The sequence below is a fragment of the Youngiibacter fragilis 232.1 genome, assembly GCF_000495435.3.
Classification (GTDB): Bacteria; Bacillota; Clostridia; order Clostridiales; family Clostridiaceae; genus Youngiibacter; species Youngiibacter fragilis.
In genome coordinates this window covers 1-12233 of sequence record NZ_AXUN02000206.1, presented here as the reverse complement: position 1 = coordinate 12233, position 12233 = coordinate 1, and the positions used below count along the sequence as shown (strand labels likewise).

The 12233-nt window shown below is 46.0% G+C and carries 13 protein-coding genes; 4 read left to right on the top strand and 9 right to left on the bottom strand.

The window, feature by feature from the left end; all coding sequences use genetic code 11:
• Window positions 1-14 precede the first annotated feature (14 nt).
• From T472_RS15850 to T472_RS15840, 3 genes are all read right to left on the bottom strand, one after another.
• Window positions 15-962: a D-2-hydroxyacid dehydrogenase gene (locus T472_RS15850; protein WP_023384166.1), complete on the bottom strand. Its 948-nt coding sequence runs from the start codon at window positions 960-962 to the stop codon at window positions 15-17.
• Between the two features lie 159 nt (window positions 963-1121).
• Window positions 1122-2690: a DEAD/DEAH box helicase gene (locus T472_RS15845; protein WP_023384169.1), complete on the bottom strand. Its 1569-nt coding sequence runs from the start codon at window positions 2688-2690 to the stop codon at window positions 1122-1124.
• Window positions 2691-2980: 290 nt separating this feature from the next.
• Window positions 2981-4414, bottom strand: coding sequence for a DEAD/DEAH box helicase (locus T472_RS15840; RefSeq protein ID WP_023384171.1), 1434 nt, complete (start codon window positions 4412-4414; stop codon window positions 2981-2983).
• A gap of 95 nt (window positions 4415-4509) precedes the next feature.
• Between T472_RS15840 and T472_RS15835 the strand changes: the two genes are divergently transcribed.
• Window positions 4510-5517, top strand: coding sequence for a lactonase family protein (locus tag T472_RS15835; RefSeq protein WP_023384173.1), 1008 nt, complete (start codon window positions 4510-4512; stop codon window positions 5515-5517).
• A 147-nt stretch (window positions 5518-5664) separates the two neighbouring features.
• Here the strand turns inward: T472_RS15835 and T472_RS15830 are convergent, their stop codons facing one another.
• The 4 genes from T472_RS15830 to T472_RS15815 form a co-directional block, all read right to left on the bottom strand.
• A complete protein-coding gene (locus tag T472_RS15830) occupies window positions 5665-7062 on the bottom strand; it encodes an NCS2 family permease (protein WP_023384176.1) in 1398 nt (465 codons plus the stop codon).
• Between the two features lie 300 nt (window positions 7063-7362).
• Window positions 7363-7650: a hypothetical protein gene (locus T472_RS15825; RefSeq protein ID WP_052011839.1), complete on the bottom strand. Its 288-nt coding sequence runs from the start codon at window positions 7648-7650 to the stop codon at window positions 7363-7365.
• The gene (locus T472_RS15820) at window positions 7608-8681 is read right to left on the bottom strand and encodes a metallophosphoesterase family protein (RefSeq protein WP_052011838.1); all 1074 of its coding nucleotides are present in this window, start codon (window positions 8679-8681) and stop codon (window positions 7608-7610) included. Before T472_RS15820 ends, T472_RS15825 begins: the two co-directional genes overlap by 43 nt.
• Before the next feature lie 102 nt (window positions 8682-8783).
• On the bottom strand, window positions 8784-8987 hold the full coding sequence (locus T472_RS15815; protein WP_040907937.1) for a helix-turn-helix domain-containing protein: 204 nt from the start codon (window positions 8985-8987) through the stop codon (window positions 8784-8786).
• A 156-nt stretch (window positions 8988-9143) separates the two neighbouring features.
• Here T472_RS15815 and T472_RS19420 point away from each other — a divergent pair, with 156 nt between their 5' ends.
• Window positions 9144-9491, top strand: a complete 348-nt coding sequence (locus T472_RS19420) for a helix-turn-helix domain-containing protein (protein ID WP_023384178.1) — start codon at window positions 9144-9146, stop codon at window positions 9489-9491.
• A gap of 46 nt (window positions 9492-9537) precedes the next feature.
• Here T472_RS19420 and T472_RS15805 read toward each other — a convergent pair whose 3' ends face one another.
• Both T472_RS15805 and T472_RS15800 read right to left on the bottom strand, forming a co-directional pair.
• Complete coding sequence (locus T472_RS15805; RefSeq protein WP_023384181.1) at window positions 9538-10551, bottom strand: aromatic acid exporter family protein; 1014 nt, start codon at window positions 10549-10551, stop codon at window positions 9538-9540.
• The gene (locus T472_RS15800; protein ID WP_023384183.1) at window positions 10538-11002 is read right to left on the bottom strand and encodes a MarR family winged helix-turn-helix transcriptional regulator; all 465 of its coding nucleotides are present in this window, start codon (window positions 11000-11002) and stop codon (window positions 10538-10540) included. Before T472_RS15800 ends, T472_RS15805 begins: the two co-directional genes overlap by 14 nt.
• A 134-nt stretch (window positions 11003-11136) precedes the next feature.
• On the opposite strand from T472_RS15800, the gene T472_RS15795 reads away from it, so the two are divergent.
• Window positions 11137-11538, top strand: coding sequence for a 23S rRNA (pseudouridine(1915)-N(3))-methyltransferase RlmH (locus T472_RS15795; RefSeq protein WP_023384186.1), 402 nt, complete (start codon window positions 11137-11139; stop codon window positions 11536-11538).
• Window positions 11539-12016: 478 nt separating this feature from the next.
• Complete coding sequence (locus T472_RS15790; RefSeq protein WP_023384188.1) at window positions 12017-12211, top strand: hypothetical protein; 195 nt, start codon at window positions 12017-12019, stop codon at window positions 12209-12211.
• Window positions 12212-12233: the final 22 nt, after the last annotated feature.

Sequence of the window (12233 nt, the reverse complement as noted above, 5' to 3'; positions counted from 1 at the left end):
ATTTTATAGCTGGTCTAGTAGCCCATATCAGGATCTACCACATTTATCAGCTTCTCCCCATTCCTGAACCTTCTTATGTTGTCAACCACGAGCCTTGCCCCGCGCATCTCGTTTCCAGGCCCCCAACCGCCCACGTGAGGCGTCATGATGACATTGTCGAGCTCCCATAGGGGACTGTCGTCCGGGAGCGGTTCCCTCTTGTACACATCAAGTGCAGCGCCTCTTATCTTCTTTTTCCTTAAGATCTCAATGAGTGAATTCTCATCCACTATAGGTCCTCTTCCGAGGTTCACGAATACAGCGCTTTCCTTCATGCAGCTTAGAGCCTCAGCATCTACAAGGTTCCTGGTTTCAGGGGTCAGCGGCAGAAGTATCACAATATAGTCGGCAGTCTTCATTGCATCCTTAAGTTCAGATACAGGTCTGACTTCATCGAAATTTTCAAGAGGCTTCACTGTCCTCTTTATTCCGACGGTCCTCATGCCGAAGGCCTTTGCCTTCAATGCAAGCATCTCTCCGATCTTGCCTGAGCCAACGATAAGCAGCTCAGAATCCAGAAGCTCTCCATAGCTGAACTCCTGAGTCCATCTTAGGGTCTTCTGGTACCTTATGTGCTCGACTAGCGACCTTGAGAATGCAAGTATCATTCCCATTGCAAGGTCAGTCATCTGGGGAGCGTGGATCCCGGATGTGTTTGTGACAACTACGCCCAGCTCCTTCAGTGTCTGAAGGGGCAGGATATTCACTCCGGCGCTGAATGACTGTATCCATTTCAGGTTACTGCATTCCTTTACCAGCTCATCTGTCAGCTTTCTCTGTGAGATTATCACCTCAGCCTTAACAAGCGTATCTTTTCCTTCCTCGATGTCCATGATATCGATGATCTCTTCACCTGATTCAGTTCTGATGAAGTCGGCAGCCTCCTTGCTCAGGAAATGCCTTTCTACTATATTTACGATCATACCTGTCCTCCCTATAAATACATTGATGACACATATTGCCCGTTTCCCTGGAGAATACGTGTTTCTTTTCCATACATTCAGTGTATCATCCAACCTCTTTTTTACCAATATGAAGCAAATAAAAAGGCGGAACCCGAAGGTCCCGTCTCATTGAAGTGACTATTTCTTTCTGTTTGCCGCGACTTCGATGTTCGCTCTTCTTCCGGAGAGCTTCTTACCGCTGCAGTACTTGACGACCCTGTCCTCGACGCCATCCTTGACATTCACGAAAGTGAACTTAGGAAGTATGTCGATGGTGCCTATGTCATCGCTGTTTGTTCCGGCATGCTCTGTAAGGAACTCAAGCAGCTTCTTTGGTGAAAGCTTGTCCATGGAGCCCACGTTTATGAAGAGCCTTACCTGTGTCTTAGGCTTCGTCAGGCTGTTCTGTGTATACTCAAAGCTCAGCTCATCCTTGTATATGAGGTTCATGAGCGCTGCAGATACGTCTATCATGTTGTAGTTCTCATCGAGCTCTGCAACAAGCGGAACGAATCTCTTGTACTTCTCGTCCTCAAGCTCCTTCGTTATCCTGCTGAGGATGTTCTTGTACTTGGAGCTGAATATGTCGTCTATTGTAGGAATATCCTTCCTCTTTATCTTGCCCTTGGTCATCCTCTCGATGTCCTTGAGCTGGAGGTATTCCCTTGGAGTTACCAGAGTGTAGGCTATTCCTTCCTTCCTGGCTCTTCCTGTCCTTCCTATCCTGTGTACATAGGACTCCGTATCCTGCGGAAGGTCATAGTTTATGACATGGGAGATGTTGTCGACGTCTATTCCTCTTGCCGCTACGTCTGTAGCTACAAGGAATTCAAGGTTCTTTTCCTTGAACTTTGCAAGTGTCGATATTCTCTGGTTCTGGTTCATGTCTCCGTGCATACCGGCTGCATTGTAGCCTCTCGCGGACAGTGAGTCAACCAGCTCGTCGACGCCTCTCTTTGTCTTGCAGAATATGATCACTGAGTCCATCTCTTCAGCATCCATGATCCTGCAGAGTGACTCGAACCTGTCTGAGTGCTTTACTTCAAAGTAGAACTGGTCGACAGTTGATACGGTCATGGTGTTGTTCACGACTGTTATGTGCTCCCTGTCTTCCTTCATGTATCTCTTTGAAAGTGTCTTTATTTCCTTTGGCATTGTTGCCGAGAAAAGCATCGTCTGCTTTTCCTCGTTCATGTCCCTCATGATCCTCTCGATATCCTCGATGAATCCCATGTTGAGCATCTCGTCAGCCTCGTCAAGCACAAGGAAGTCAACCTCTTCAAGATGAAGTATTCCCCTGTCCATGAGGTCAATGACTCTTCCCGGAGTTCCGACTACTATGTCGATTCCGCTCCTCAAAGCCCTTATCTGCCTGTCTATCGGCTGTCCGCCGTAAACCGGGAGAAGCCTTACCCTTACATGCTTCGCGATCGTGTTGATCTCTTCGTTGACCTGTATTGCGAGCTCCCTTGTAGGTGTAAGGACTATCGCTGAGACCTTTCCCTTCGGTGTGAGCCTGCTCAGTATCGGCGCTGCGAACGCAAGTGTCTTTCCTGTTCCTGTCTGTGCCTGTCCGATCGCGTCCTTGCCGCTAAGGAGTACAGGTATGACCTCAGCCTGTATGGCTGATGGCTCCTCGTATCCCATATCGCTGATTCCCCTGAGGACATCTTCTCTTAAGCCGAGTTCCGCAAATTTCTTTTCCATTCTTTACCTCTTCCGCTTAAGACAAGTTTCAGTGTACGCACAAGCGCGACTCCATAAAAAAACCTCGCAGCAAGCTGCAAGGTGATCGTACAAAAACTATTAATCCTAAGCTAATAATATTATGATAATTCTAAATCACTGAATGATTGTATCACACAAATTATCGATATGCAAATAAAAATATGAAAATAATCTTTTTTGATAATTAGTCACAGATCTGCAGGAACAAAACCTTCCTGATGCAATGGCCTGGCACCCCCCCCCAGGCATACATCAGCAGTTACATTCAGTTATTTCCTGGCCTTTTCGACCCTAAGCTCCTTACCCTTGATCTTACTCTCTGACAGACCCTGTATCGCAATATCCCCTTTTCCATTGAGGATGTCTATGTAGGACCCGTTTTCCTGGACATCTATTATCCCTATGTCCTCCGGCTCTATCCCCGGTATCGAGTGTAGCGTACCGGCAATGTCCATAGGCCTTATCTTCTTTTTCTTTCCGCCGTTGATATAGATCTTCGTTATATCCTTATGGACTGAGGTCTTCTTCGGCCTGTTCTTCCTTAGCTCCTTCTGGAACTCCCTGAAGCTGTCCTTTCCGGTCCTAAGCGGTCCATAGTTCATTTCTTGTATCTCACCAAGGCTCCTGCCTATGAAATTCTCCACATCCCTGACGTTCTTTCCGTCATGTTCTGCAATGAAGTAGATTGCGCTGCCTTCCCTGTAGTTTCGCCCTGTCCTTCCCATCCTGTGGACATAGCTTTCCTTCTCCACCGGGAAATCATAGCTAAGGGATATGTCCAGGTCGCGCACGTCAATGCCCCTGGCAGCAACGTCAGTCGCGACAAGGTAAGGCACCTGTCTTGCCTTGAAAGCCTCCATGGCCTTCAGCCTGTCCTCCTGGAGCATTCCTCCATGGATCTTAAGGCAGTCAATGTTCTTCTTCTCAAGGTCATCCTTCAGCCTTCCGCATTCATCCTTGGTGTTGACGAATATTATCATGCTCCTGGGCTTCCTTCCATATATCAATGAAAGGAGCGCCTTGAACTTGTCCTTGTTCTCAACCTTGAAATGCTCAACTTCTATGTTCAGCTTCCCCTCGTCCTCTGACTCTATGACAATGTAGTCATCAAGGAGTTCCGATGCTATACCCCGGACCTCTTCTCCAATGGTCGCTGAAAACATCAGTGTCTGCCGGACAGACTTCAGGCTTCTTGCGATAGCCAGCACATCATCCCTGAAGCCCCTGCTTATGAGCTCATCAACCTCATCTATGACGAGGAACCTTATTGCGGAAGTATCCAGAGTCCCCCTCTTGATGTGGTCGAGGACCCTACCTGGTGTGCCGCATATGGCGTGGTGCCTGTTTTTGAGAGATGCTTCCTCTTCCTTGAACGGATGCTTGCCGTACAAGGCCACAGCCTTAAGCTTCTTGTATCTACCTAAAGTGTCGTAGTCATCCCTTATCTGAAGGGCAAGCTCCCTTGATGGCGCAAGCACCATAAGAGAAGCCTTCATGTCCTCCCAGGATGTCCTCTCAAGGACAGGCATTAGGAATGCCAGGGTCTTTCCACTGCCTGTAGAGGAAGAACCCAATATGTTCCTTCCCTCCATGGCGGGGATTATGACCTTTTCCTGGATCGCAGTCATCTCTGTGAATCCCAGGTTTTCAACTGACCTAAGAAGGTCACTGCTAATATTAATATTTTTAAAATCTTTTCCCATAATTATCTCCTTACAAGTCCACTAATGTTATCATAACCTCATAGGGTTAACAAGGCCATGGCTTTGCAGCCGGATTTTTGAAAGATGGTGATCATATGACAATATATACCGGGTTCCTCGGGTCCTATACAAGAAGAAAAAGCACAGGGATCAGAAGGTTCGCTTTTGACGGGAAGGAGTTCAGGACTGAAGACTTCATGCAGATTGGAAACCCTGCCTATCTCACACTAAGCGCTGATGGAAACATCCTTTATTCTGTAGTGAAGCATGGGGATGCATCAGGAGCTGCCTCAATTGATATTCATGAAAAGAAGGTGACAGGAATATCGACTGCAGAAGGAGAGGCCCCTCCCTGCTACCTGAGCCTTATTCCAGAAGGACTGCTGGCCTGCAATTACCATGCCGGCAACCTTGACCTGTATGCCATAGAGGAAGGTGCAATAACAGGCAGAAGCCAATCCATAAGCCATGAGGGCTCAGGTCCTGTGACAGGCAGGCAGGACAGCTCACATATACACTTCGCCCATAAGAATCCTTATAATGAGGATATCCTTGTCTGCGACCTGGGTACTGACAGGGTATGGATCTACGGTTTCAACGGCGAGCTCAGGAAAAAGGACTCCATAAACTTCCCGGCCGGCAGCGGCCCGAGGCACCTTGTTTTCCATAGGACAGAAAAGATAGCCTACGTCCTGTCTGAGCTTACATCGGAAGTCTTCACGGTTGATTTCAGGGATGGAAGCTACAGGATAATCCATTGTTCCAGAGCTCTTCCGGGAGATTTCCAAGGGAATAGCATCGCTGCAGCAATAAGGATCTCCAATGACAGCAGGTTCATATACACCTCAAACCGCGGCCATGAAAGCATAACCATATTCAAGGTAACAGAGTCTTTCACGACCTCAGTCGTTGATATAGTGCCGTCATATGGCAAGCACCCGAGGGACTTCAACATCTCTCCTGATGGCAGGTACCTTCTTCTCGCAAACATGGATACCGACAACCTCTCCCTTTACAGTGTGGACCAGGAGACCGGAGGACTTGAGATCCTAAGGTCTGACATATACAGTCCCGAGTGCGTATCGGTCGTATTTGAATCCTGAGCCAAGAAGATAAAAAAGGCATTCAGTTAAAGATGCAAATATGAGGTAACAGCAAGGCATAGCATTGTGACAATGTAACATTAAAAAATGCTCCTGACACGGAAGTCCTTAGGGATCCTTTCCATGTCAGGAGCATAAATTTTCTTGCTATATCAGCGCGTTAAGCACATAGGATGCGAGGAACAGAAGTGTGACGACGTATAGGACCGGATGTACTTCCTTGCTTCTCTTCACTACGAACATTGAGAGGCAGTAAAAGAGGAATCCGAATGCTATTCCTGTTGATATGGAGTAGGTGAACGGCATGAGCGCAAGTATGAGGAATGCCGGTATGGCTATGGCCAGGTCATCCCATTCTATGTTCTTGAGGCCGTCTGCCATGAGCACGCCGACAACTATGAGGGCCGGTGCTGTAGCAGCTCCCGGTACCATAAGTGCAAGAGGTGAAAGGAACAGTGCCATAAGGAACAGTACTCCTGTTGTAACTGAAGCGAGTCCTGTCCTTCCGCCCTGGGATATGCCTGCAGCACTCTCCACATAGGTAGTGGTGTTGGAGGTTCCAAGAAGCGCTCCTATTGATGTTGCGGTTGCATCCGCAAAAAGGGCCTTCTCAAGCTTTGATGACATTCCTGATCCGGACTCTACGGACTTTTCGTCTGCTTCGTCAAATATCCCTGACTTTCTTCCGGTTCCAAGGAAGGTTCCGATAGTATCGAAGGTATCTGTAAGTGAGAATGCGAAAATCGTCGTGAGCGATATGAATATCCTTTGCGGTGAGTTGAAGAGTCCCGCTATGTCAAGCGCAAGGAATGTTGGCTTGAGGCTCGGTATTGCGAAGCTTATGGTTGAAAGGTCAGGCACTTCGGTTATCTTGAAGAAGATTCCAAGAACAGTAGATGCCACTATTCCGAAGAGTATCGCACTCTTGACCCTTAAGAGCATGAGCACTACGGTAACGAGCAGCCCTATGAGAGCTACCTGCGCGACAGGATCCTTGAAGTTTGAGAGTGCAGGTACCACGTCTGCATAAATGCCGCCGCCATCTCCTGTGTCAACGAGAAGGTTGAACGCCTCTCCCGTAAAGGTAAGGAAGTGTGCCTGCTTAACTCCGATGTATGCTATGAAAAGGCCTATGCCTCCGCTAATTGCGTACTGGAGCGAGTGTGGTATCGCATGTATGATCATCTTCCTGACTTTTGTCACTGTTATGAGTATGTTGATGAGTCCGCATACAAATACCATTCCAAGCGCTTGCTGCCAGGTGTAGCCAAGACCGAAGACGACTGTGAATGTGAAGAATGCATTGAGCCCCATTCCGGGTGCCTGTGCAAACGGAACATTAGCAACAAATCCCATTATGAAGGTACCGATTGCCGCAGCGAGTATTGTAGCTACGAAGACAGCGCCTGTATCCATTCCTGCAAGCCCCAGTATCTGCGGATTGACAAGTATGATATATGCCATTGTCAAGAAAGTGGTAGTTCCCGCGAGAACCTCCGTCCTTACAGTGGTGTTGTTCTCTTTCAGCTTGAATAGTTTCTCCATTTTCCACCTCATTGAAATTATTACATCGTTAATTTTATGCGTATGTTGCGGCACATTCAAGGCATTTTGTTCGCTCATTTGATTTTTACAAATATCATCTTTATTCATATGTTCAGTTGGAAATTGTCCTGTTATCGCTCACATTTCGCTGACAAACTGACAATCATTTTCACTTATCAAAATCTGGTGTTTTCTGCCCGAAATGGCAAAGGGGCCGGCGGCCCCTCATTTATCTCCATATTCTTCCAGATTGTTCGTATATTCTTTGCCGAAAACCTGGTCATCCATCTTCTCACTGTCCTAATTGCCCTGCTTCCTAAGGTCAAGTATAAGGCTGTTGTTCTCATACAGGTCGCCTGACTTCCTGTCCTCAATGTAGAATCTGGTCCTGTCATCCTCAGGAAGGAGTTCAGTCAGGGAATCATCAAATACTGAGGATGGAACCTTCTCACCTGCGAAATAGTATGCGTTGATCTCTCCCAAAAGCTCAGTTAGTCTCGATACTGAAGCCCCATCGACAAGCCCTTCAAGTCTCGCCTTCAGTCTTACTGCTGAAAAGACCTTGAACCTTTCCCTTGCATCTGACATGAAGTCATGATGCTCGCCAAAGCCCTTTTCCTTTGCATATCCTTCGATATCCACCCACTTTGTGGCGTACTCAACTTACCGCCTGAATAATCGATTATTCCATACTTGTTCGGATATACTGACAGGGCTCCTGTTGCAATGTCGGTGACATCTTCTGTAAAATGTATGTCCTGGATGTGTATATGTCCTGAGAGGCTAACCCTGAAGCCCTGCGTCCTGAACAGCAGCCTCATCTCTTCTGCATTCTCCAGCGTGAAGCCCTCATTCATGAACGTGGTATGGTTCATCATGTTGTGGTGCATGGCAACTATGACGTCCGCTTCATTTTCTCTGGCAAGCGCTCCAGATTCTTCCAGGAAGACCTTTGAGCTTTGCGATACTATCCCTTCTGTTGCCGGGTATCCGTTCTCGATATTGTTCCTGTATACCGCTGAATCTACCATGGCGATATACAGGTCTTCGCTTACCTTGTACAGATAGCTCAGATTGCCTTCAGACCTTTTCACCGCGTCCTTGAACCCGAAGTCCTCATATATGTCCTCAAATTCCTCCGGACTCACCGTATCTGCATAGTCCACCTTGTCTCCGCTGAATTCTCTCGCATAGACGTTGCTTATGTCATGGTTTCCCGGTGTGACTATTACCTGGACTCCAAACCTCTCGATCTTCCTGAATATCTTCGCCAGGTCCTCATGGCTCTTCTTCTCTCCATTCAGGGTAAGGTCGCCTGTGACCACAAGTAAATCAGGCGGATCCTTCCTCATGTCTTCGACAAATGCGTCAAGTATGAGGTCCATGTTGCCTAGTTCCTTGCCATCTCCGTTCTCATACACATACTTTTCAATTTCTCCACCATCCCTGAGCTTCGTTGAAAGGTAGTGTATATCTGTGGCTACTACTATCCTCAGGTCCTCATCTTTGGGCAGGGGCTCCTGTCCCTTCGCCTCCCTGGTGCAGCCAGTAAGCAGGATGAGTAACGTGATCGCTGATATTATCAATGGTGATTTTCTCTTATCTTTTTTATAGGGCATTGTTATTCCTCCAATATTTCAGCTAACTACATGATACATGGAGGACAGGCTGGCTACAACTGCACCGGAAAAGAGCATCCCATGTGGGATGCCCGCATCTTGCTATTCTGTATCCTTCAGCAGTTCGATGTAACTTATTTCAAGTCCGTCCGCAATCTTCTTGAGTGTCTTTATAGATGGATTTGTCCTTCCTATTTCGATGTCCGAAAGGTATGTGTTGGATACCCCTATCATCTCCCCAAGCACTTTCTGTGTTATCCCCTTTTGCTTCCTTGCCATCCTAATGTTGTCTCCGATGCTTGCCAAAACAACACCTCCCCTAATGAAATTATACGTTACTGACGTATAATTTCAAGGTTATATTACGTTAACAGCGTATAGATTACAGCTTCAAAATATACTTCCTTTGTTGTATACTTTATATGTCAATAATCCGTCATATACGGAATTTAGGAGATTTGGATGCACATCGGGGAAAGGATACGCCACAGAAGAATCGAACTTAATATGACACAGAGGCAGGTTGCGAGGCTTGCCGGAATATCTGTCACCTTTCTCAGCGACATAGAAAGGGGAAGGAGCAACCCCTCTTTGGAAAATACACTGAAGCTCGGTAAGGCATTAGAGCTCCCGATAGCTGAAGTGATGGACCAAAGCGAACCCGATAAGGTTCTTGAAAAGAAATCCCCATATGAGATCCTGGACCCCTACCTTAATGACTTCAATCTATGGCCTGACGAGGACAAGCAGGATGTCATAAAGTTTTTGGAATACAAACGGTCGTCCCTCAAAAAGAAGAAGAAAAAATAAGTGGTTGCAGAAGCTTATACATTAAAGCTGCTGCAGCCACCATTTTTTATTTTCTGCTCTCTGACAGGGTCGTCCTGAATCTCTCCGTGTCTTCATCATCAAGACTGTCCACGAACTCACGCTTGACATCGAGGAGCTGCTCAAGCTCATTGATGTACTGGAAAAGCGAAGCCCTTACCTCGAACTCATCCCTGCTCTTCGGAAGCTCCATGTTCCTGAATATCTCCTTGTAGCCCTTAAGGTCTTCAAGAAGCTCCTTTGCAGTGTTTGATTCATGGAACTGGTCAGCAACAAGGTCCGTGAGTGCCGCAACAAGCTTAGTCTGCTCATAGGATTCATTCAGTCTTTCGAAAAGCTTCCTCATGTTCTTCATTATCCCGAACTGGACGCTCCTCATCTCCATATACTTGAGGTAATACCTTACATCGCTTACCAGATGGTTACCGGCATCCTTCAAAGCCCTCTCGTAGCCTGCCTTGAGCTTTGCATCAAGCTCTCCATAAAGCCTTTCCTCGTCAACTTGCACTGTCTGCGTAGAGAGGCTGACTGACATGCTCGAGAGCACCTTCTTCATCAGCCTTTCAATCTCAACGACATCCCTGTTGAGCTGCTTTTCGAGGTTTGGCATGTAGATGTTGAGAATGATGCCTACACCGGCTCCGATCACCATAAGCATGACTTCGTTGCCCAGGAGCTGCAATGACACCGACTTCTCAAGAAGCAGGTGGGTCACAAGCACCGAGCTCGGTACTATTCCGTCATTGAAGCCCAGAGCTGCCGCACTGGGAATGAAGAACAGCAGATACACTCCATAGGCAAATGGGGAGTAACCAAGTATTGAGAATGCGGCTGCACCTATAAATAGGGCAAGCAAAGTTGACCCTACCCTCATTACAGCAAGGTCAAGGGACTTCTTCTTGGTATTCTGGACGCTCAGTATGGTGATGACACCTGCGGCTACGCTGTATTCAAGCCCGATCGCAGCAGCTATGATCATCGAAACAGCTGCCCCAATTGCAGTCTTTACCGTTCTCCAGCCGAAGAACCTACTTGCCCTCATCGTTTCCACCAAGTCCCTGCATCTTCTTGAGAAGCCGTATGATTTCCCTTTTTTCAGATTCATCCAGGTTCTTAAGCGTATCTTCAAGATACGCTATATGCAGCGGGAATGCCCTGTCCATGACTTCCTTTCCCTTCTCTGTTATATCCAGTATGAATGACCTCCGGTCGGTCTCGCACATTATCCTTCCGATATACCCGTCCTTTTCCAGATTTGCCAGTATGACGGTCATGTTTCCGCTGGATGCCAGTATTTTCTCCTTGATCTCACACACCTTCATTGCCCCCTTGTGGTAAAGCACCTCCAGCACTTCGAATTGGGACGGTGTGAGGCCATTTTCCTTCATGTTCCTTGAAGCTCCCCGATGGAGACCAGTGGTCGCCCTGCTCAGCGCAATGACAAGCTTCAGATTCAAATCATTCTGTGTTCCATAGCTTTTTTTATTTCCCATGGCACTAATATACACTAATTAGTACAAACATTAAAGACAATTTGATTGCAAGCAATTTAATTTTTCAGATTTGCGATCCCCTTATATCATTAATGATGTATACTCAAACTAAACCTATTCAGGAGGAAGAAGTCTTGAACTTTGAGATTTTCGTCATCGATACCTTTTTTGAAGACTACTATAATGATGCAATAAGCGAATACGCTAAGCGTCTTGGAAGATACTGCAAGATCAAGCTCACAAAGATAAAGGACAGCTCCTCTTTAGAAGCTGCCCTGAACGGCAAAGCATATGTCATACAGATAAGGCCAAGAGGCCGGAGCCTGTCATCGGAAGAGTTCTCAAGAGAGCTCTCAAATCTTGCAACCTCCGGGATCTCCAGCGTAGCATTCATCATAGGAATGAAGTACGCAACTGCAGATGAATCAATATCCCTCACTACTATGGACCTGTCACCCGCCCTAAACACCGTCTGCCTTTATGAGCAGATTTACAGGGCTTATAGGATAATTAAAAATGAACCTTACCATAAGTAACAGCAAAGAATCATTAGATATTTTTCGGCATTGCCTTCCAAAGTGTATTGTGGGCTTATTACAATCAGAGTAAAAGTTAGGAGAGTCCTTATTCAGACTTAAGATGAATATCCGCTTAGTTTTGAAACAAGGCTTATATTACTTTTCTTAGCCATATCAAGAAATTCATCGTTCACAGCTATGTTCCACATGCCTATACAAAATTTTCAGATTTTAAGACCAAGGTGCCAGCATTCATATAGTAAAACAACTATGTCTTTTGAATATTCCGTAGTACTATTAAATCATACAATCCCTGGACTGGAATAACCCATAGGAATAGGGTTTTATTCAAACCTTTATAGAAAATGGAATATGTTTTTGACTTACCCACTATAATAACAGTAAATTAATGGTAATTAGTATTTCAATGCAGCAAGTTACAAAATACTGAATACAAGGAGGAGAAACTGAATGATATATTTAGGAGAGGGGAAATATGAGAAATAAAGTTTCTAAACCATTATTTATGATTATTAATCTCATATGGGCTGTTACCTGGATATTAGGAGCATCATATATACGAAAGGAATATAATATAAAACTTTGGATATATGTCATCGTAACAACAATAGTTGTGATGGCAGGTCAAATGTTGATAAAAAGGATATTCATGAAGATTGATAATAAGTAACTTTAATCCGTAAATTTTCGAT